This window comes from Wolbachia endosymbiont (group A) of Machimus atricapillus, assembly GCF_964027095.1.
Taxonomy (GTDB): domain Bacteria; phylum Pseudomonadota; class Alphaproteobacteria; order Rickettsiales; family Anaplasmataceae; genus Wolbachia.
Genome location: NZ_OZ034727.1, coordinates 392,827 through 414,522, shown reverse-complemented (window position 1 = coordinate 414,522; position 21,696 = coordinate 392,827). Strand labels below are relative to the sequence as shown.

Sequence of the window (21,696 nt, the reverse complement as noted above, 5' to 3'; positions counted from 1 at the left end):
TATTGCTAGAATAAAAAAATTTTACTTCCATAGAATAAATAGTAGAGTTATAATGCACTAGCAAGCAAAAAATATTAACCTTTGTGCTAAATTTTGGTTAATATAAACGTTAGGCATATTAAAAAAGTTGTTTTTAAGGTGTTGCACTTTACTTTTGTTTTCGCTATAAGATTGCTTTAAGTTGAATTTTCAACATTTTTATATATTTACATTTAAGACAATGATTTCGAAATTTTTTGGGGGCACTTCATGAAAAAATCTATTTATACTAGAACTACTCTAGTTTCTTTATTAACTTTATGTTCTTTCAGCAGTTTTGCAGCTGACTTTCCTGATGAGAGTATGAAGGAAATAAAAAAGCAAGAGAGCACAAAAACTTCTGGAAAAACAGAAGTTATGAAAACATCAAATAAAAAACTGAAAGAAAAGATGGACAGAATATGTAATGCTGATCCAAGAAAAAAAGCTGAAGAGCTTAAGAAAAAAGAGGAGCTAAGATTAGCAGCCGAGCAGAAGAAAAAAGAGGAGATCAGGCTAGCAAATGAGAAAAAAGCAAAGCTTATAGAGGATTCAAAAGCGAAAGCTCTAAATGCTAAGAATTCTAATATAGAAAAAGGTAAAGTTTCAAAAACTAAGGCTTCTAAAACTAAGAATGCTAAAATTAAAGCTAAAGATGTAAAGAAGGATGTAAAAGTTGTTAACAAAAATACAGAGGAAAAAGGTAAGGCAAGTCCTGTTGTTTCAGTTGGTGGAGTTGATATTATCGACACCAACCAAGGAAAAGATGGCTTAAGAATAACTTTTGGTGGTGTTGTTGATGCTCAAAGCTATGGCAAAGCAGGGCCAAGTGGTGAAGAGTATAAACGTTACAACGTTATGCCAAACAGATCTATAGAGTATTATACTGCCCCTCAGGATAAGATACAAGGAGCAAATCCCGTATTCCCTAGTGGAATAGGAAATATTGGTGATTACAGCAACGATATGGGTATGACTGCTGATGCGATATTACACCTCAGAGCAGAAAATAAAAATGAAGATTTAGGTCTTCTTTATGGTGCTGACGTGCAATTTCACGTCCCAGTTACAGAAGGCAAAGGGGCTTCACAGGGTGTTTACGCTGCAAGGAGCAGGAGTGCACATGTATTTTTAAATTCAAAACATGGTGATCTAAAGCTTGGTTATCAATTTGGTCCTGAGGCTCTGATGAGACTTGATGCAACAAGAATTGCAACTGTTGACGGAGCTGCAGATAGTGACTGGTTCAGAAAAGTGAACTTAGAAGGAAGCGCTGCGAGCTTTCCATTTTATGTAACACCACGTCTTTACACTGAAAGTTTTTCGAGTGAAAGTGAAAAATTCTCTTTCCGCATGGCAGGGAAATACAACAAAGATGTTATGACTACACTGCCATTTAGAGTTGCTTACTACTCACCAAATTATATGGGCGCAAGATTTGGTATCAGCTACTCACCTCGTTATGATAGTAGCTTGTTTACTGTAAAAGAAACAGTTCCTTTCAAGGATAGTACAGATAATGATAAAATAAAACATAAGGAAGAGATAAAACATGTCGGTCCAGACTATGAGCACATAATAAGTGCTGGTGCATCATATGAATATGACTTTGATAAATATAAGGTGAAAGTTAAAACTTCTGCAGTTGGTGAGTATGGTCAAGCGAAAAAACCAAGTAAAGATAAGCATCTTTATAAGGAATTTGTAGAGTACAATGACCTTATGGGTGTTAATTTGGGTGTAAGCGCTGATTATAAGATTAATGAGGATCAAGGCATAAAATTTGCTGCCTCTTTTGCATATCTGGGCAAATCTGGTCAACCAAAAGGTATTGAAATACTGACAAAAGATGCTAATAATAAAATTGAAAAATATGAACTGCTTCCTGATGCTAACAAAAGAATGGAAGGGCTGAAAGCTCAATTTGGTGAAGATAGTATGGACACCATGTATTGGACTGTAGGAGCTGGCTATCAATATGAGAATATCTACACAAGTTTGACGTACTTTGGTAGCAGAATGAATGATGGAGATATGCTTCACGATGGCGCACTTGGCGTTCAATATGATCTATCTCCTGCATGCAGTAAGAGCAAATTTGTTCCTTACGCAGCTCTCCATTATTTTATGACTAACGAGAAACAAAACGCAAATCATAAGATTACAAAAGCAGGTAGTACCACAGAAGAGGCACCTTCTAACCAAGGAATTCTCCTTCTTACTGGTGTGAAGTTTTCTTTCTAACCAGCTAGTACACACCACAATTTAATGTGGTGTGTATCTTATTTGTTAGTGTTTATTTGTCAATCAAATAAACATATAGTGTCCTCTCTCCTGTCATCCCAGTGCGTGACACTGGGATCTAAGTTATATGCAAAATTATTACGTTTACATACTTGCAAGCAAGAATAATCGAACTTTATATACAGGTATAACATCAAATCTGATTAAACGAATCTGGGAACATAAGAGTAAAGTTATTTCTGGCTTTACATCAAAATACAATGTACATAAATTAGTTCATTTTGAAGAATTTCAAGATATAAATTCAGCTCTTAATAGAGAAAGACTGTTAAAAAGTTGGAAAAGAAAATGGAAGACTGATTTGATCGAAAAAGAAAATCCAAATTGGGTAGATTTATATGATAACATAGTCAGGTAAAATTAGATCCCAGTGTCACGCACTGGGATGACACCCTATGGTTACTGGGATGACACTCTATAGCTACTCAGATGACGGGAAAAGAACACACTGGCTTATCTACTAGCCGTATAGCTACTTTCAAATTCAATCAATTAAACAGGAGGCCCCTATGCAAACCACACTAAAAAATCATTTAGCTGGAGAATTACTTACCACTGCTACGTGCTGGAAATTAACGCTTGCAGGTGGAGAAGTAATGGGATTCACTGACTATGATGAAGATTTAAATATTAATAATATACTCTATAAATCTTCAAGTGGATTTACAGCCAGTAGTATAATATTAAACAGCGATTTAAAAACTGATAATCTAGAAATTGAAGGGATATTAAATAGTGGTGATATTAAAGAAGAAGATGTTTTATCAGGAAAGTACGACTTTGCAAATATTGAAATATTTCTTGTGAATTATAAAGACTTGACCCAGGGAACAATGAATCTACATTCAGGAACTTTTGGTAAAGTGACATTAAGTAGTGGAAGATTTATTGTTGAAATTAGAGGGCTCTCAGCAAAGCTTGAGAGAAGCATAGCAGAATTATACTCTCCTGCATGCAGAGCACAATTTTGCGATGATAAATGCAAAGCCGATACTAAAAAATTTAGTAAAATAAGTATAATCACTAAAGTAATAGACGAAAGAAGATTTGAAGACACGAATTTAGCTGAGAGTGATGAATATTATAAGCACGGAGTAGTAAAATTCTTTGGCTCAACAGCATTTGAAGGTGTAGTAAAAGAATATAAAAATAAAGTAGTTACGTTGTTTACTTCGCCTCCATACCAAATTTCTGCTGGGGATAAATATTCAATACTCGCAGGTTGCGATAAAACATTTCCAACTTGCAGAAGCAAGTTTAACAATACTGTAAATTTTCGTGGTGAACCCTATATACCAGGTTTTTATATTGTTTAGCAGCACAATTTTCAATATTATGAATATGCATGGAAAGGTGGCTGAGTGGTCTAAAGCACACGCTTGGAAAGCGTGCACATATGAAAATATGTCGGGGGTTCGAATCCCCCCTTTTCCGCATATTACTTCTAGAATGGTATAAAACCCTCGGTCGCGCGCGCAACTCTATTCCTATAGTGAGTAGCTCCCTCTTATCTCATTTATATCATATTTTTAACTTACCCAATAACATAAATTACTTTAGCTATGCTATAGCTAAAGTGACTTAGGTTTACCTACAATTTGAAAAACAACAAATTCGTCATTCCGCTACTAGTTAGCGGCTGAGATACCGCGAATGAATCGCGGTATGACGTAGGGAAACCTTTCTTGGGCTAGCTATATCAATAGCATTGCTTTAAAAAGAGTGCCCATATTTTCAGTCAACCTTAAGAATTCACTAAAGATCCTATTCCTTTGTTCATCACTTGCGCTTTTCATTAAAGCCTGGGTTCTTTCTTTTATGCCAAAAAGATATAAAAATTCTCTTTGAGTTAAAATCTCGCAATCTACGTGTTTTAATGAATCTTTTAATGCTTGAAAGTTCACAAGTGCAGTAATATCACTATTACCAACATTCTCAAGAAAATTAGCATACTTATGTTGTTTTATCGATTGCAAAGTGCTCTTATACGCGGGGTATACATAACCGTAATCTATAATCAAAGCAGCTCCTTTATTATTATGTATCTTCTTCTCAAGTTTTTTTAATATTTCAACCCCAGTTGAACATATTTCCACCACTGCACCATCGAAACTCCCTGTCATGCAAGTAGCTGACACTGGAATCCATGATTCTTTTTTTCTGGATTCCAGTGTCACGCACTGGCATGACACCAAGAGACTGCCATCATCTTGTTTTGTCACCCTATTTTCATACCACCCCTCATCACGATATACAAACTGATCTATCGGAAGAGCGTCAAAGAACTCATTTGCTAAAAAAATGGTTGGTTGTTCTGGTAGGTTGTCAATATCTTTGTGCCAATTAACACCTAAGCCTTTTAATTTTTCCTTTTGTATCTTCCGTAAAGTAGGACTTATTTCAACTAAGTGGATCAACATTGAATTAAAAAAGCTGCTGTATTTTTTAGTGACTCTTATTATATCGTGAATGAGTGTTCCTTTGCCTGGCCCAAGTTCAACTAGAGAAAATTTTGATGGCTTTCCTAATTTTTCCCATGTATGCATTATCCAAACTGCAATTACTTCACCAAATAATTGGCTGATCTCAGGTGCAGTAGTAAAATCACCATCCTTACCAAGTGGTAATCTACTCGTATAATAGCCGTATTTTTCATGGTACAAAACGGCATTCATGAAATCACTGATGGATATTGATCCTTGACTTTTGTCAATTAATTCGTGTATATAAGTGAGCATGTTATTAATAAATGTTTAACTATAGCGTGCCATAATATAAAATAGTAGAGTATTTATATATATAGTATAAACTTAAGTTTGTGAGTAATAGTGCTTCAGTTATGGACGACAAAAACACCGATTATGTTGCCCTTATACCTCAAGATGATAGTATTGAATACAAATTTGAAGAAGCTGTCAATTTTATAGAAAACAAGGTTATAAATGCTGATGGACTAACTTTAGCGGAAGTGTTTCAAGTGCTAGTTCAAATGCTAGATGGTGATCTAGAATTGGTAAAAAAAGTACTAGCATATGCTAATATTATGGCAAAGCATGGAATGAAGGTAGCAAAAGAGTCGCAATTAAGCAGAGCTGATGTTCGCCGAGCTTTGGAAGGTAAAGAAAGTGTTGTCAATAGACAAGATTTTATAAAGAAACCACCTCTTCCACCTGCTATAAAATCGACCAAAAAGAAAAGTAGAGGTCTTTAGATGGCTGAATCTATAAAAAAATTTACTGTACAATGTGACTTCAAAGGACAAAGTTCACCTTTTGCAATATATATAGGAAATCCAAAAAGTGATGCTCATCCAATTCATCATCAAGATTCCTGGCTTGTAAAAGAACGTGGAGGGAATATCCCTAATAAAGTAAAAGAAAGTCTACAAAAATTATATAAACTATCTCAAGAAAATGGAGTCTCTTTCTCAGAGTTATGTGCGTATGCCATTACTGTGGTTAGTAATAATGATAAAAAAAGTGACGACAAGCAGTGAGATAGTTTAATCCCTCAATATTTCATTTATAGAGGTTTTCGATCTCGTCTTTTCATCCACTTTTTTTACTATAACTGCACAATAGGTTGAAATGTTATTTTTAGATGGAATAGACCCTGGTACCACTACAGAATAAGGTGGCACTTCGCCATAAAATACCTCGCTAGTTTCTCTATCAATAATCTTTGTTGATGCTCCAATAAACACACCCATGCCAAGGACTGATCCTTCTCTCACTACCACACCCTCGGCTACCTCGCTACGTGCTCCAATAAAGCAATTATCTTCTATAATGACAGGTGAAGCTTGAATAGGCTCAAGGACTCCACCTATTCCCACTCCACCGGAAATATGGCAGTTTTTTCCTATTTGCGCACAGCTACCAATCGTTGACCAGGTATCTATCATTGTTCCTGAATCAACATATGCACCAACGTTGATAAAACTTGGCATTAGAACAACATTTGTACCTATATAAGCAGATCGGCGGACAAAACACCCAGGAACTGCTCTAATTTTTAACTGGCGAAATTTCTCCTCATTCCATTCACTAAATTTGTTACCGATCTTGTCAAACCAGCAATTGGTATTGTCTATTATTTTGTTTTCTTCAGTGAGAAAATGTAATAATATTGCCTGCTTTATCCACTTATGTACTACCCATTCTCCACTTGATAGCTTTTCTGCTACTCTAATTTTGCCACTATCAAGGAGCTCAATTACCTCTTTAATTGCTATTCTTGCTGTTTCCTTTAGGTTACAGTCATTAAATTTTTCTCTATTTTTCCAAATATTTTCTATCTCACTTTGTGTTTTTTTTAGTTGCAAACCTTCCATTTGTTATATATATTAATATTAAATTTATAGCTCTGTATCATTTGAGCTTGTTACCACTTTATATGTAAGTGCTATGAAAATACAATGTAATAGTTGTACTAAAACTTACTTAGTATCTTCTGAGCAAATTGGTGCATTTGGAAGAAAGGTAAAGTGTACGAACTGCAATCATATATGGCATGAACATCTAGAAGAAGCGTCAAACAAATCGCACTCTGCTAATATACAGGAAAAAAAAATTAGTGGAAGGAATTTTTTACAAAATCTAGCATTTACCACTCTAGCTTTTGCAACAGCTACAGGGTTATGCGTCGTAATTGCTAATGGCATCTTTCCTAGAGAGATGAACAAAGCATACAAAACGATCAGTTCATATAAGGATTCAATAAGCTATAAATTAGGGTACAAAAAAGAACAAACAGAAAATCCAAATGTAAAAAAACTTGTTGTAAATAAGTTTTATCAAGACTACCTTTTTTTATCTAATTTAAGATCTAGTTAAATAGGCATAAATCATCGCCGATATCGGTATCCAGTTCCTATAGCTACTCAGATGATGCAAATAGTATTAGGGTGACAGAGTCTTAAAAATAAGTTATTTTTTAGTAAAAAACAGCTCATGAGTATTAAAATTGCACCTTCTATACTTTCAGCAGACTTTGCAAAATTAGGAGAAGAAGTAAGAAAAATTAGCGATTTAGGTGTAGATTACATACACATAGACGTTATGGATGGGAATTTCGTTCCAAATATTACAATTGGTCCTAGCGTTGTCTCTGCAATACGTAAATATAGCAATCTTCCTTTTGATGTGCATTTAATGGTCAAATCTCCTGGTAACCACATTGAAAGCTTTATAAATGCTGGTGCTGATATTATCACTGTACATGCAGAAGCAGAGATACACCTTGAGAGGTTGATAAGAAAGATAAAGTCATACAAAAATGTAAACGACGCAAAAAAAACGATTCAAGCTGGAGTCTCAATTGTTCCTTCAACTTCCCCAAGTGTGCTTGAATACATAATACATGAGCTAGATATTGTGCTGATTATGACAGTCAACCCTGGCTTTGGAGGGCAGGAATTTATTCATTCACAGTTGAACAAGATATCTACTATAAAAAAAATGATACAGGAGCGTAATCTTAAAACACAAATTTCAGTAGATGGTGGAATTAACTTTTCTAACGCAACTGATATAATAAAAGCAGGTGCTGATATTTTAGTTGCGGGATCGGCGATATTCAAGGCTGAAGATATTAAGAAGGCCGTAAATGATCTTAAAAATCCATCGTGGTAATCCTATATAGCTAGTGCAGCCCTACGTCATACCGCGATTCATTCGCGGTATCTCAGCCGCTAACACGTAGCGGAATGTTGGCAAACCTAAGATCTTTAGCTAGTTAACACAAATTATTTCTATTATCTACCAATTTGAAAAAGTCTCTGGTCCAAGTAGTCAAGCTACTTGGATGACAAGAGGTAACGCAAGAAGTTTACTTTTAATAAAAGCCTGATGATGAATCATTATTACCAAATTTCGGCTTATTTCTGTTGCTGAAACCAGAACGAGGACGAGAAGGCTTCTTATGGTAACTTCCTCCAGGTTTTCTATTAAATGAATTATTGTAATAATTATCCCTGTCATTTGGACCATCTTTCCTTTCCTCGTTGTAAAGCTCACCTTCAAAAAACTCTCCCGTCTCTTGATCAACTCGACGTCTTGACAACTTTGGACACCCACCTTTTTCGAAGTCAATTACTAGTGCTTTGAAAGTATCATCTTGTTTAAGTATGCTTTCTATAGAATCTATGTGTTCATTAGCTACTTCACTTATGTGCATTTTTCCTTTTCTGCCATTAAGAAATTCAAGCTCTACAATAGACTTCTCTATTTTTACAACTTTGACATCAACTATAGAACCTTGTTCTAGTTCTGTTATTGAATCAATCATCATACTCTTTGCAATTTCAGCTTCAGTGCCACTCGTGGCAAAAACAGAAACTTTACCATCATCTCCTATTTCAATTTTTGCATTACTTCTTTCACACACACTGCGTATATTTTTTCCTTTAGCACCAATAGCTGCAGAAATTTTGTCTTTATCTATGTAAAATGATAACATCCTTGGTGCATGGTCTTTGACGTCATCACTGTGTTCTGAAATCACTGCATTCATTTTTTCTAAAATATGTAATCTTCCAGCTTTTGCCTGTTCTAAAGATTTTTCAACAATTTCAAAGCTTATACCAGAAATTTTCATATCCATTTGTAGTGCCGTAACCCCTTCACTAGTTCCTGCTACTTTAAAGTCCATATCACCAAGATAATCTTCATCACCCAATATATCGGAAAGTATCACATACTCGTCTTTATCTTTAATAAGGCCCATAGCAACTCCAGCAACAGGGGCCTTTATTGGCACACCCGTATCCATTAAAGCAAGAGAAGTCCCACAAACTGTTGCCATAGAAGAAGAACCATCAGACTCCAAAATTTCGGACACTACTCTTATTGTATAAGGAAATTCAGATTTATCGGGTAAAACAGGATGAATTGCTTTCCAAGCAAGTTTGCCATGACCGATTTCTCTTCTTCCTGGTGCACGTGCAGCAGAAGTTTCTCCAACAGCAAATGAGGGAAAGTTATAATGCAACATGAAATGCTCACGTCTATCCCCTTCAATATCATCCACAATTTGCTCATCTTGAGTAGTACCAAGAGCAGTAACAACCAATGCCTGAGTGTTGCCTCTTGTAAACAGCGCAGAACCGTGAGTTCTGGACAGAATATCAACTTCAACTTCTATCTGACGTATCTCATCATGCTTACGACCGTCTATCCTTACACCTTTCTTCCTAATTATTTCACGTACTAAAGATCTTTCAAAGTTTTTTACTGCATACGTAATTAACTTTTCATCTTTTCCAGTCTCTTTAAGAGTATTCAATATATTCTCTCTGACCGCTTCTAGAGCTTGAACTCGCTCTTGTTTTACTGTTTGCGAATATGCTTTTTCAAAATCTTTACCGTATTTTTCGAGCTCTTGTGTTATATCTGATGTATCAACAGGAGCAAAGCTTTCAGGCTTATTGCCAACTGTATCAGCAAACTCTTTTATGAGCTTAATGACAGGTTTAAGGTGTTCATGGCCAAATTTTATTGCATTAAAAACATTTTCTTCAGAGAGCTCTTTCACTTCTGACTCAACCATTAAAATCGAATTTTCATCACCAGACAAAAACAGATCCAAGCTGCTTGCTTTCATCTCTTGAACAGAAGGGTTGAGTATATAGTTATTATTTTCATCACAACCAACTATCACTCCAGCTATAGTAAAGTGAAAAGGAACACCAGAAATCGCAAGAGCTGCAACAGCACCAATCAATGCTGGCACTTCAGGAGGATTGACTGTATCATAAGTTAATAGATTACACATCACACTAATTTCATCATGAAATCCTTCTGGAAAGAGTGGCCTTACACTCCTATCTATTACTCTTGAGATTAAAGTTTCTCTATCAGATGGCTTGCCTTCCCTTTTAAAAAAACCACCAGGGATCTTACCCATGGCATAGCTTTTTGCGATAAACTGCACATTTAAAGGTAGGAAATCAACGCTTTCTTCCTTCTTTTTACGTACAACAGTTACTAAAACAGAAGTATCACCGTAATTTACAACTACTGAACCATGAGCTTGGCGTGCTATTTTTCCTGTTTCTAAAGATAAGGTACGACCACCCCACTCTATAGATTTTTTTATAATTTTAAACATACTAAATTCCTCGATTATTTTCTAATGCCTAACTTCTCTATTAATTCCTGGTAGGCTTCATTACCAAATTTACGCTTTATATAATTTAAGTGCTTGCGTCTTCTACCTATCAATATAAGTAAACCACGCTTAGAGTGATGGTCATGCTTGTGCACTTTAAAATGCTCAGTTAAGTTACTGATCCTCTCGGTCAAAATTGCACATTGTACAAAAGATGAACCTGTATCATCCTCTTTAATCGCATATATATTTATCAAACCCTTTTTCTTTTCGGATGTTATCGACATCTAAACCTCATTTTAAATATTAAAAACACGAATAGGTTTCATACAACCATAAATAAAACTGCAGATTGCAATAGGTACACTACCCACTATCGTACAACAAATATCATAATTCTTTAAATTACGCAAGTTATTTAATACAACTTCCTGACCTTTTCTGATTTTCCCCGCATCTTCTGGGGAAATTTCAATTTTGAACATCGATTTTAAAGCCGATTCAATGGGAATGATGAAACTTTTTGCATTACTCCCTGTACCTTCTATTACTCCAGTATCACCTTTTGTTATCGGAGAGTAAGTTATTGTGTTTCTTTCAGCGAGCTGTTCAATTGTCACTGATTCGTTTTCTCTAAAGTCACCTACCATAGTTCTTCTTAATTTCGTAATGTGTCCAAAACAATTTAATGCAATGCCAAGATCCCGAGCAATTGATCTCACATATACACCACTACCGCACATCATAGAAAAATTTGCACTATTATTTATGGTGTCCACAGATATCAATTTCAGCTCATGTATTTTGACTTGTCGGGGTTTTATATTTACCTTTTGCCCACTTCTTGCCAATTTATACGCCCTTGCTCCTTTAATTTTTATTGCTGAAAATTGAGGAGGAGTCTGCTTGATCTCACCAATAAAATTTTTAATTGCACAATTTATTTGATTATATTCGGGTTTTATATCGCTAGTTCTAATGATATCACCACCCAAATCATCCGTTGTTCTTTGTTCGCCCCATTTTATTGTAAAATCGTATGCCTTTAAGTCACAAGATAAATACGGTACAGTTTTTGTTGCCTCGCCAAGAGCAATTGGCAACACACCTGAAGCTAAAGGATCAAGTGTTCCCAGATGACCAGCTTTCTTAATTCCAAAGATCTTTTTAACTTGGGTTACAGCTTGTGCAGAACTAATTCCTATTGGTTTATCGAGATTCAGCCAGCCGTGTATCATATGTGAATTATATACAGCTGATGACAGTTTAGGAAGCAGCTTGAAATATATACTTTAAATAATAATGTAAAAAATAGCTTGACTAACATGCATCTATTAACACATACTTAATCCTTTTAAGGGGACTATTATGACTATAAATACAAATAAAAGCATATTGAAGTGGGAAAACACTGCACATATAACAAAAATGAGTATTGAAGGTTTAGTTGCACTTGCATCTTTAGCGGGAGCAATAACGGCAATATTAATTGCTACTAAAGTAATTGCTGGACCTGCATCTTTAGCACTTGTTGCTAGCCCTGCTGGAATTGCAGTTCTATTTATTGCCGCTGTATATTTTGCCGCAGCAGCTTATGCTTCATATCAGCAAATGCAGAAGAATGAAGAAATAGGAGTGAACGGTACAAATGGTAAGGATGGTAAAGATGCAAACTTTGCTACTCTTGTCAAAGATGTGGTAAAGAGTGGTACGATTATTGAAGAAACAGTTAAAAAAGACGGCGATAACAATGTTCAGCAATTATTCCTGACACTTCCAATTGCTGATTACAAAGAACTAGCAAAAAATAATGAACCAGTTCACATATTATTAGCAGATGGGAAAGTTGTTGAGCTTGTACACGTAGCTCCTGAAAATAATGCTACTGAATATAAGGTGCAAATAACTAAAGTTGCTGAAAAAACAACTGTTGCTGACATGAAAGCAGAGTTAGGTATGACTACTGATTCTAAGCCATCAAAAGTTGCGGTGAGTAATGAAGCTTTGGAAGCTTTAAAAGGTAAAGTAGCAACTAACTTAGCAGATGTTGCATTAGAAAATGCTATATCAAACGCTAAAAAAGTTTAAAGTTAATGAAAGAAGAGGTAGAGGTGGTTCTGCCTCTTTTTTTTCATTTGAGAAGAGTTACGGTAATCTATCCCACATCTCAACTACATCCTTACTAAACTCTATTATCTCTACTTTTTTAAATTGGTAACAGTTGTTGATGGATTGAATTCCTAAATTCCCTATAAAGGGGATGGCATCATTACCTAAAATTTTACCACTGCGGCAGATTATCAGCCTGTCGATTAAACTATGCTTCAGTAGCTCTGTAATTAACACTCCTCCACCTTCAACTAATAGCCTTGTTATACCAATTTCTGAAACAAGTTTTGATGCCATGTCTTTTAGGCAGACTTTATCGATAATGTCAGGCTCCGATGTCATTCCAGCGCGTGACGCTGGAATCCAGTTTTCATTATGCAATTGCTTGAAGTTTTCTGGATCCCAGTGTCTGGGCACTGGGATGACAGGAGAAGGCGTTAGAATGACAGGAGAGTGTGTTGGGGTGACATCTGGAATAACAGGAGGTTTGTGATTTGAATTGACTATCAAATAATTAATGTTTTTTATTTTTCTCTCTATTTCTCTGTTTGTAATCACCCAAGTTATTACTTTATCTGCAGTCTTTGCAATATTATGCTCTTCCTGCAATTTTTCCTGGCTATCAATAATTAGCCTTATTGGCGATCTACTTCCGAGTTCTGGTAATCTGCAAGTTAAGAGTGGATTATCGTTAATAAGAGTATTGCTGCCAATCATAATTGCATCATATTTTGCTCTGAGCTCATGCACCCAATTTTTCGTATCTTCACTTGTTATCCATTTGCTATCGCCTGTAAATGTTGCGATTTTTCCGTCAAGAGTTGTTGCAATTTTGCAAGCTATAAATGGTCTATGAAATTCTTTAGTGGTGAAAAAACCGACATTCAGTTCTTCTGCCTCTTTTTGCATAATACCTTGCTCAACTTCAATTCCTGCTTCTTTCAGAGCTTTAATGCCTCCACCTGAAACTCTGCTATCTGGGTCAATAGTTGCAATTACTACCCTTTTTATTCCAGCTCTTATGATTTCCGCAGTACATGGTCCTGTAACTCCAAAGTGGCAACATGGCTCGAGCGTGATATACATAGTTGCACCATGGGTTAAACCTTCTGCACTTTGCAAAGCAACCACTTCTGCATGTGGGCGCCCACCTACTCCTGTATATCCCTCACCAATGATTATACCATCTTTTACAATAACACACCCGACAGTAGGATTTGACGCAACATTCCCAAGATTTTTTTCTGCAAGCCTTAATGCAATTGACATGAAATGATCATCAGTCATTAGAAAGAAGTCATTTCATATGAAGTGTCGAATATTCTCCTGTGCTCATGTATAGCAAATCTATCTGTCATTCCCGAGATATAGTCGCATATTACTATTGAACGCTGGGATTCACAAGCAAGTTTGCTCCACTCTGTGGGAAGTAATCTTGGATTTTCATAAAAACATTGAAAAAGTTCCTGTATTATGCGTTTCGCTTTGTTCATCGTTCTACTCAGTTTATAGCTTCTGTATATTTTCTCCATGTTGAATCTTTTCATTTCTTTTGTAGCATTCGCAACTTCTGGTGAAAATGTGACTAGCATTTTATTTAGACTTCTTACGTCTTCTACACTTTTTATTTTATGATCTTCAATATTTCTTTCAGTCTGAGAAACAACATCACTTATCATAGTTCCTATAGTTCCACTCAGTGATTCATGTATGAGTTTGCTCTGAGGTAATTCTGAATATCTGCTCCTTATGTCTTTAAACATTTTTTCAATTAAAGGAACATTCAGCAAATCTTCGATGGTTACTAAATTTGCTCTGAGTGCATCATCAAGATCGTGAACACTGTAAGCAATATCATCGGCAATTGAAGCAACTTGCGCTTCAATGCTTGAAAATTCCTCAAGTTTTAGATCATATTTTTCATTATATTCTAATAACAGCTGATTATTTGTAGAAGACTCCGCGTTTTGACCAAGCAAGGGACCATTATGTTTTGCAACCCCTTCAATCACCTCCCAACTTAGATTCATACCATCAAAATCAGCATGTTTTTGTTCAAGATAAGTTAAAATCCTTATAGCTTGAACATTATGATCAAACTCATACTTCTCACTATCAACTTGAACTAGAGCATCCTCACCTGTGTGACCAAATGGGGGATGACCAAGGTCATGTGCAAGCGCTATGCATTCAGTGATGTCCTCATCTAAGCTGAGCCTGCGTGCGATGGATCTTGCAATTTGTGCAACTTCAAGGCTATGAGTCAGCCGAGTGCGATAGTAATCGTGCTCGTAATTGATAAAAACTTGTGTTTTGTACCCCAATTTCCTAAACGCATTAGAGTGAACAATGCGATCCCTATCACGCTGAAAGCAGCTGCGATTCTCATCTTCTGGCTCTTTGAAGTATCTCCCTTTTGTTTTGCTTGGAAAGCATGCATAACTTAATAGAAAATTATTGTTTGACATGTAAAATTTCTACTATAATAAATTATCAATAATAAACGGTGGTTACTATGTCAACAAATTACAACATCAACTTAACTGATAATGCACTAAAAAAAATCCACTTTCTTGCAGAGCAGGAAGGGGATAAGAGTTCCGTTTTGCGGGTTGCAGTTTCAGGCGGTGGATGTTCTGGCTTCAAATACAATTTTCTTATGGATCAAATGAATAAAAATCTATCTTTGGATGATGAAGATGATGATTACGATGATGAGTTTGATGACGAAGACGAAGATGATGACTATGAAGAAAGCGAGGACTATAGAAGCCACTCCAATTTTAGCGAAAAAGGTAAAGATATAGTAATTAATGATGAAAATGGAAACCCTGTATTAATGGTTGATAATTGTTCAGCAAAATTTTTAAATAACTCAGTTATAGATTATACTGAGGATCTCAGTGGTTCTGGTTTTCAAATAAAGAATACCCTTGCTAAGTCTCAATGTGGTTGTGGTAACAGTTTTTCGGTTTAATTATTACCAAAATTTAGATGCCTTCTGGGTCTTTTAAACATGGGTGATAATGTAGCTCTAGAACTAACTTCTGTAGATAAAAGCTTCAAGGACAATTCTGCTGTTGTAAAAGACATCAACCTAAGTGTCACAAGAGGGCAAGTAGTAGCGCTGATTGGCAATTCAGGTGCAGGAAAAACAACTATATTGCAAATCGCAGGCTTGTTGGACAAGCCAACTTCAGGTATAGTTACGATAGATGGAATAAATTGCACACAAGCCAATAATAAGCATAAAACCCATGTAAGAAGAAATTTTCTTAGTTTTGTTTATCAATTTCACTATTTGTTACAAGAGTTATCGGTGTTGGAAAATATTATGCTTCCTCAACTTATTGCAGGAAAAAGCAAAGCTGAAGCAAAAAAAAATTCGCAAGCAATGTTGGAAAAATTTGGTCTGGAAAACAAAGCAAGTAGCATGGTATCTGAAGTTTCGGGTGGGGAAAGGCAGAGAGTTGCAATTGCAAGAAGCATTGTAAATTCTCCAAAGCTTTTACTTGCAGATGAGCCAACAGGAAATTTAGATCCAACAAATTCTTTTAACGTGTTTTTACTGCTACATTCATACGTAAAGGAAAATAACAGCTCTATGCTTATAGTAACGCACAATCATCTCCTTGCAGAAAAGGCAGACTGCATTTTCCAATTGAGAGATCGATCATTAGTGAAGTTGTGAATAGGAAAAATAGCACAATTTAAAACTACCTATGCCTTATACTTATCTAACCAATGATCATTAACAGAGTACAACTCGCATGAAACGCTTTCATTGCTTTTTATACACGGACTTTTTAACTTACGCTGTTTACTTAGGGAACACCCCGATAACATAAACACAGCTAAAACAAAAAATAATAGCTTTTTAAACATAACAAAACCTTTTCATTTATATTACTACACTCATTTCTCTTGTTTGTAAAGGTTAGGCATATTCTTTTACCCTTACCTCTTTTTTGACCTTTTGAGAAGAAATAGCTGCACTGTTTAAGCGCAGTTTTATATAACCATCTACGATTTGAGTCACTTCCTCTTCTTTATCCCTTAGAAAGTGATTAGTATCGTCTATTATATGGTATTTCATGTGATCACTTTTTACTGAATTTATTAACCTTTTTGCTAATTCTGTTACATCGCTTTCTTCTGAGATTGTATCGTTACTGCTTTGTATTATAAGCCCAGAAACTGGACAGGGAGAAAGAAAAGAAAAATCGTACTTAGTTACCGGAAGAGAAAGAGCAATAAAACCCACTATCTCAGGGCGACGCATTGTTAGCTGCATAGCCACCCATGCTCCAAAAGAAAAACCAGCGATCCAAATTGGAACGTTGCTAGGATTATGTTCCTGAAGCCAATCAATAGCTACCGCAGCGTCAGTTAATTCTCCTATACCCTTATCAAAAGTTCCGGTAGATTTTCCCACACCACGAAAGTTAATTTTCAATGCAGAAAAATTGTTATCGATAAAAGACGTATATATACCATGTACAATTTTACTACCCATATTACCACCATATTGAGGGTGATGATGTAAAACCAGCACAACCTGCGCGTTGGCATCTTTGCTTTGGTGGTATTCACCTTCTATCTTTCTTGTTGCATTATTCAAAAAAACTTCTACCACGGTAACTCCTAATAAAAACCTGCTTGACAGGTATTGATGACATGAACTATTAATTATGTATTAATTTCGCTGTTTTTGCAATAAATTTTTTATCGTGTTAAAGCTAACGTACATAGTTATGGCTATAGTTGATGGTAAACTTATTTAAGTGACAGATGAGTCCATTCTCTTTAGAAAATAGTGGTTACGTATATGCTGATTACAATGCAACTGCTCCAATTAGTGAGAATGTAAAAAAAAGTATATTTGAGGTCTTGTTAAAACAAACGCTCAATCCATCATCACTACATAAAAGAGGACAAGAAGCGAGGAAGATTCTTCAGGATGCAAGAGATAACATACATGATGCTCTTGGTGTTCCAAGTGATAAAGAAATAGTTTTTACGTCTGGTGCGACTGAAGCGAATAACCTTGTTATGAGAGGAATAGCAGGCTATCTGCATGTAATTTCAGCTATAGAGCATCCTTCAATTCTTAATTCTGCATGTAATCCATATATAATACCCGTTAATCAGGAGGGCATTGTTGACTTTTTAGAGCTAGAAAAAATTCTAAGCGAACTTAAAGGAAACAAAGCAATAGTTTCAGTTATGATGGCAAATAACGAAACCGGAGTTATTCAGCCTGTTAAGGAAATAGCTGAAATAGCACACAAATTTGGAGCAATTTGCCACACTGACACTGCTCAAAGTGTTGGAAAAATTAAAGTTAATATGGAAGATTTAGGAGTGGATTTACTCACTTTATCCGCCCATAAATTTGGCGGTGTAGCAGGCAGTGGAGTTTTAATATTCAATAAAGAACTTGCGATAGAACCTATTATAATAGGTGGTGGACAAGAGAAGGGATTTCGTGGTGGTACGGAAAATATTGTTGCGATTGCAGGCCTTTCTGCTGCACTGCAAAATATTCCAGACCTTCTATTAAAAATGGATGAAGTAAAGGAGCTACGTGATCAATTAGAGTGTGAATTATTAAATCTTGCCAGTGATATAAGAATCTTCGGTAAAAACTCTAAGAGGCTGCCAAACACAAGTTTTATTTATATGCCAGGAGTAAAGAGTGATGTGCAGCTCATGCATTTTGACTTGAATCATATTGCAGTTAGTAATGGTTCTGCATGTTCTTCTGGAAAAGTTGAGCCTTCCCATGTTTTGCTTGCAATGGGGGCAACAAAAGAGCAAGCAGAGTGTTCAATTAGAATCAGTATAGGTCCAGAAACTAAACCACAAGACATAAAAAAAATAGTGGATTGTTGGTATAATATCTACAAGAAGAACACCTTGGTATAGATAATACGTGGTATCATGCAGGGAGCTATAAATTAGATGTAAAAACTTACTTGACACCCTTCGCCAGCCCCCTTATCATAACAGTGAAGCTATTTATTTATCTTCGCAATCTCTGCAGTGGATTAATGACAAAAAACTTAATGTATTTGGCGTAAATCATGCTTAATTTTTGCACTATGTGCACCTCATGTCTTTATAAAACTTCTAGGTTTCTACCTATATAAGCTGAAACGCGCTTATAAAGCGTTTAAGACAGTAAAAGACGTCAAATAGACAAGGGAGAATTTGAATACTAGCTACCCTGGGGTTTTTTTGCCTTTTTTTCCGCTCAGTAAATTTCTTAACGTTTATAATTTAGGTTAATCGCATTTAAAAGCGGCTGAATCGTAGCGTTTAGAATAAAAAACGCCAATATTTTGAAGTACATATAAATAACTAGTCACCAACGGGGCTTCTTTTGCCTTTTTTTTCGTTTGGTAAATTTCTTAATATTTATGGCTTAGGTTAGTTACAAATTAAGAGCAATATTCACGGAAATGGTGTCATTACAGTGCTTGACACTGGGCACTTTAGACAATGTTACAAAAATAATATCATAGAATTCAATAGGATAATTCCTGGTGTACAGTCCCAGAGTGTGATGGTATGATAAAATATGAGAAAACAATACCATCAAAGGAGGAATTATGGGACCATACACCTAGAGGCTGTATTACAAGAATTTTGGGCGAACTTAGTTATGTGTAATATATTATCGCTTCATATGTGTGATGCACAAGGGCCTTGGAACCCAGATCAAATTACTGAGTATCGTTTAAATTTTTCAGTTTTGTTTGGTGTAATGAGCAGAAACTCTATCAAGTACTTATTGCACCAAAAAACTTTCAAGCCCTTTTTAAGCATGCGTGCTAAAGTTAAAATTCGACCAGGGCAGCCACAATAAGGTAGATAAGCCCAAACGCCATCATGTTTTTAGGAGAGTTTGCTAATGGAGGCTCTTAAGTTGATGCCATTGGCTGAACGGATACCTCTTAACTTGACGCGTATGGTTTATTTAACACTCCCAACGGTTACAAATAATTCACCATTTCTTCTGGTTTCACTATCCTTTCAAACTCCTCCTCAGTGAGCAGTTGAAGTTTTGCTGCTGCTTCTTTTAGAGTGATATTTTCTTTATAAGCAAGCTTCGCTATTTTTGCTGCATTGTCATACCCTATATGCGTATTTAATATAGTGACCAACATTAACGACTGATTCAGTAAATCTTTTATCCTCTCTTCATTTGCCTTAATACCAACTACACATTTTTCTGTAAAATTTAAACTTGCATCAGCTAAAAGTCTTATAGACTGCAAAACATTGTAAATTATCACTGGCTTAAACACATTCAATTCAAAATGACCGTTTGAACCACTAATGGTCACAGCAACATGATTTCCCATAACTTGAGTGCACACCATAGTTACTGCTTCACACTGAGTTGGATTCACTTTACCTGGCATAATTGAAGAACCAGGCTCATTTTCCGGTAACATTATTTCCCCAATTCCACATCTTGGACCAGAACCAAGCAACCTTATATCATTTGCAATTTTCATTAAACTGACTGCTACTGTATTGAGTGTTCCACTGAGCTCAACTAAAGCATCGTTTGCTGCTAGCGCTTCAAATTTATTGCCTGCTGAAGTAAATGGAAGATTAGTAATTTCTGCAACTTTGCTTGAAAAACCTTCAGCAAAACCCTTTTTAGTATTGAGTCCTGTGCCAACCGCAGTGCCACCTTGTGCAAGCTCGTATATACCACTTAAAGTTAATTTTACTCTCTCTATCCCCTTTTTAATCTGGGCTGCATAGCCAGAAAACTCCTGTCCCAGTGTTAGGGGCGTTGCATCTTGTAAGTGAGTACGTCCTACTTTTATTATATTTTTAAATTCCTGAACCTTATTATCCAGCACCTTATGCAATTTTTCAAGATTTGGAATAAGCAAGCAGTTTATTTGCTCTGCTGCTGCTATATGCATTGCTGTTGGAAAGGTGTCATTTGATGACTGACCATAATTCACATGGTCGTTTGGATGTATCGGAGATTTACTACCCAAATTACCACCTAAAATCTCTATTGCGCGATTGCTGATCACTTCATTCATATTCATATTAGTCTGCGTTCCGGATCCGGTTTGCCAAACAACAAGCGGAAATTCATTATTAAATTTGCCATCTATTACTTCCCTTGCGGCTGCGCAGATTGCGTCCCCTACCTTATTATCTATGCTACCCTGCTTCATGTTAACACGTGCTGCTGCAAGTTTTACTATTGCTAATGCTTTAATCAGAGGCTCTGGCATTTTTTCTGTGCCAATCTTAAAATTTTCTAAAGAACGTTGAGTCTGCGCTCCCCAGTAATGTTCACTTGGTACTTTTACTTCCCCTAAGCTGTCTGATTCTATTCTCGTTTTTCTATCCATATTTTCCTTCTTAGCGTCATGCAAACTGGTTCACTACATAATTTTTTCATGTCTACTTCTTGGTTAATTAAATCATACTAGATCCAAGTAGTCAAGTGTGACCTTACCCAGAAAAAGTAGAGAGAAAGTTAAGACGTTTTTGGAGTAAAATAAAACGTTTTTTCAAAATATGGCAAATAGTTTATTCTCTTTGTAAAAAACATTCCAAACTTTCTCTCCACTTTTTCTGGGTAAGGTCAGTTCAGCTATAGGCAGCAGTTTTCTGTATTTACTTTAAATTGAAGAAAGCTCAAATGAAAGATCGTGTTTTGCTAAAAATCACAGAATGCAGTCTGGTTACAATTATTTATCACTAGTGCCTAAAGTGATCTCCTTTATCCTCTCATCTGCTAGTATTTTTAATTCCTCACCGTATCTATAATAATTTCGCTTTATAACGTGTAACTCATCAGCAGAAGAAGAATCTAATTTAGGGTAATATTCGTAATCGCAATTTTCTTCGATGTCCTCAATGCTTATAGATGATGCTAAAAGTGGAAATAGAATTAATAGTAAAGTTAGTAGGATTCTTGTACACCACGTCCTGGGTAGCGCGTGACCAGAGAAAAAAAGATATGGATCCAAGTAGTCAGGGCACTGGGATGACAGAAGATAGTGCAAGAAATTTCGTAAAAAGCTTTTCATACCAACTATTTAAACTCAATTGTGTTATAAATATATTAATAGCGAAAAAAGAAAAACAAGGTTTAATTTTCTTTTTTAT

Annotated in this window: 21 protein-coding genes, 1 tRNA gene and 1 pseudogene; 13 read left to right on the top strand and 10 right to left on the bottom strand. The window is 35.8% G+C overall.

Going from position 1 to position 21,696, the window contains the following annotated elements; all coding sequences use genetic code 11:
• Positions 1–249: 249 nt before the first annotated feature.
• The 4 genes from AAGD68_RS02045 (at position 250) to AAGD68_RS02030 (ending at position 3,756) form a co-directional block, all read left to right on the top strand.
• Positions 250–2,262 (top strand): porin, encoded by a 2,013-nt coding sequence (locus AAGD68_RS02045; protein WP_265045369.1) that lies wholly within the window; start codon positions 250–252, stop codon positions 2,260–2,262.
• Between the two features lie 127 nt (positions 2,263–2,389).
• A complete protein-coding gene (locus AAGD68_RS02040) occupies positions 2,390–2,680 on the top strand; it encodes a GIY-YIG nuclease family protein (RefSeq protein WP_253309591.1) in 291 nt (96 codons plus the stop codon).
• A gap of 151 nt (positions 2,681–2,831) precedes the next feature.
• Positions 2,832–3,638 carry a DUF2163 domain-containing protein gene (locus AAGD68_RS02035; protein WP_341814324.1) on the top strand — a complete coding sequence of 269 codons (807 nt, stop codon included), beginning with the start codon at positions 2,832–2,834 and terminating at the stop codon, positions 3,636–3,638.
• A gap of 31 nt (positions 3,639–3,669) precedes the next feature.
• Positions 3,670–3,756 (top strand) — tRNA-Ser (locus AAGD68_RS02030).
• Positions 3,757–4,016: 260 nt separating this feature from the next.
• On the opposite strand, the gene AAGD68_RS02025 is transcribed toward AAGD68_RS02030, so the two are convergent.
• Entirely contained in the window at positions 4,017–5,060 is a 1,044-nt protein-coding gene (locus tag AAGD68_RS02025; protein ID WP_253309925.1) for a class I SAM-dependent methyltransferase, read from the bottom strand.
• Positions 5,061–5,161: 101 nt separating this feature from the next.
• Here AAGD68_RS02025 and AAGD68_RS02020 point away from each other — a divergent pair, with 101 nt between their 5' ends.
• Together AAGD68_RS02020 and AAGD68_RS02015 are read left to right on the top strand one after the other, a co-directional pair.
• Positions 5,162–5,533 (top strand): hypothetical protein, encoded by a 372-nt coding sequence (locus tag AAGD68_RS02020; protein ID WP_353273101.1) that lies wholly within the window; start codon positions 5,162–5,164, stop codon positions 5,531–5,533.
• Complete coding sequence (locus tag AAGD68_RS02015) at positions 5,534–5,818, top strand: DUF2610 domain-containing protein (protein ID WP_007549418.1); 285 nt, start codon at positions 5,534–5,536, stop codon at positions 5,816–5,818. It abuts the gene before it with no gap.
• A 6-nt stretch (positions 5,819–5,824) separates the two neighbouring features.
• Here the strand turns inward: AAGD68_RS02015 and dapD are convergent, their stop codons facing one another.
• Entirely contained in the window at positions 5,825–6,655 is an 831-nt protein-coding gene (gene dapD, locus AAGD68_RS02010; RefSeq protein WP_253309923.1) for a 2,3,4,5-tetrahydropyridine-2,6-dicarboxylate N-succinyltransferase, read from the bottom strand.
• A 73-nt stretch (positions 6,656–6,728) separates the two neighbouring features.
• On the opposite strand from dapD, the gene AAGD68_RS02005 reads away from it, so the two are divergent.
• A complete protein-coding gene (locus AAGD68_RS02005; RefSeq protein WP_264731275.1) occupies positions 6,729–7,157 on the top strand; it encodes a zinc-ribbon domain-containing protein in 429 nt (142 codons plus the stop codon).
• Positions 7,158–7,274: 117 nt separating this feature from the next.
• The gene (rpe, locus tag AAGD68_RS02000; RefSeq protein ID WP_253309921.1) at positions 7,275–7,955 is read left to right on the top strand and encodes a ribulose-phosphate 3-epimerase; all 681 of its coding nucleotides are present in this window, start codon (positions 7,275–7,277) and stop codon (positions 7,953–7,955) included.
• Positions 7,956–8,157: 202 nt separating this feature from the next.
• Here rpe and pnp read toward each other — a convergent pair whose 3' ends face one another.
• From pnp to truB, 3 genes are read right to left on the bottom strand one after another with little or no spacing between them, the layout of a single operon-like run.
• The gene (gene pnp / locus AAGD68_RS01995; protein WP_253309920.1) at positions 8,158–10,431 is read right to left on the bottom strand and encodes a polyribonucleotide nucleotidyltransferase; all 2,274 of its coding nucleotides are present in this window, start codon (positions 10,429–10,431) and stop codon (positions 8,158–8,160) included.
• A 14-nt stretch (positions 10,432–10,445) separates the two neighbouring features.
• Positions 10,446–10,718: a 30S ribosomal protein S15 gene (gene rpsO, locus AAGD68_RS01990; RefSeq protein WP_264705878.1), complete on the bottom strand. Its 273-nt coding sequence runs from the start codon at positions 10,716–10,718 to the stop codon at positions 10,446–10,448.
• Between the two features lie 12 nt (positions 10,719–10,730).
• Complete coding sequence (gene truB, locus AAGD68_RS01985; protein ID WP_265045529.1) at positions 10,731–11,666, bottom strand: tRNA pseudouridine(55) synthase TruB; 936 nt, start codon at positions 11,664–11,666, stop codon at positions 10,731–10,733.
• A gap of 133 nt (positions 11,667–11,799) precedes the next feature.
• On the opposite strand from truB, the gene AAGD68_RS01980 reads away from it, so the two are divergent.
• Positions 11,800–12,519: a hypothetical protein gene (locus tag AAGD68_RS01980; RefSeq protein WP_341814323.1), complete on the top strand. Its 720-nt coding sequence runs from the start codon at positions 11,800–11,802 to the stop codon at positions 12,517–12,519.
• A gap of 57 nt (positions 12,520–12,576) precedes the next feature.
• On the opposite strand, the gene ribD is transcribed toward AAGD68_RS01980, so the two are convergent.
• Positions 12,577–13,827 carry a bifunctional diaminohydroxyphosphoribosylaminopyrimidine deaminase/5-amino-6-(5-phosphoribosylamino)uracil reductase RibD gene (ribD, locus tag AAGD68_RS01975; protein WP_341814322.1) on the bottom strand — a complete coding sequence of 417 codons (1,251 nt, stop codon included), beginning with the start codon at positions 13,825–13,827 and terminating at the stop codon, positions 12,577–12,579.
• Positions 13,827–15,008, bottom strand: a complete 1,182-nt coding sequence (locus AAGD68_RS01970) for a deoxyguanosinetriphosphate triphosphohydrolase (protein ID WP_264687883.1) — start codon at positions 15,006–15,008, stop codon at positions 13,827–13,829. The genes ribD and AAGD68_RS01970 overlap by 1 nt, the downstream gene beginning before the upstream one ends.
• Before the next feature lie 47 nt (positions 15,009–15,055).
• Here AAGD68_RS01970 and AAGD68_RS01965 point away from each other — a divergent pair, with 47 nt between their 5' ends.
• Positions 15,056–15,517 (top strand): HesB/IscA family protein, encoded by a 462-nt coding sequence (locus tag AAGD68_RS01965; protein WP_253309915.1) that lies wholly within the window; start codon positions 15,056–15,058, stop codon positions 15,515–15,517.
• Between the two features lie 39 nt (positions 15,518–15,556).
• Positions 15,557–16,231: an ABC transporter ATP-binding protein gene (locus AAGD68_RS01960; protein ID WP_253309781.1), complete on the top strand. Its 675-nt coding sequence runs from the start codon at positions 15,557–15,559 to the stop codon at positions 16,229–16,231.
• Between the two features lie 246 nt (positions 16,232–16,477).
• Here the strand turns inward: AAGD68_RS01960 and AAGD68_RS01950 are convergent, their stop codons facing one another.
• Complete coding sequence (locus tag AAGD68_RS01950) at positions 16,478–17,176, bottom strand: alpha/beta hydrolase (RefSeq protein ID WP_265045363.1); 699 nt, start codon at positions 17,174–17,176, stop codon at positions 16,478–16,480.
• Between the two features lie 155 nt (positions 17,177–17,331).
• Here AAGD68_RS01950 and AAGD68_RS01945 point away from each other — a divergent pair, with 155 nt between their 5' ends.
• Positions 17,332–18,468, top strand: a complete 1,137-nt coding sequence (locus AAGD68_RS01945) for a cysteine desulfurase family protein (protein ID WP_341814320.1) — start codon at positions 17,332–17,334, stop codon at positions 18,466–18,468.
• 697 nt (positions 18,469–19,165) lie between these two features.
• Positions 19,166–19,457: pseudogene (locus AAGD68_RS01940) on the top strand (IS4 family transposase); the annotation flags it as partial.
• 81 nt (positions 19,458–19,538) lie between these two features.
• On the opposite strand, the gene fumC reads toward AAGD68_RS01940, so the two are convergent.
• Positions 19,539–20,933, bottom strand: coding sequence for a class II fumarate hydratase (gene fumC, locus AAGD68_RS01935; protein WP_253309912.1), 1,395 nt, complete (start codon positions 20,931–20,933; stop codon positions 19,539–19,541).
• Positions 20,934–21,275: 342 nt separating this feature from the next.
• Positions 21,276–21,617: a hypothetical protein gene (locus AAGD68_RS01930; protein ID WP_264687880.1), complete on the bottom strand. Its 342-nt coding sequence runs from the start codon at positions 21,615–21,617 to the stop codon at positions 21,276–21,278.
• Positions 21,618–21,696: the final 79 nt, after the last annotated feature.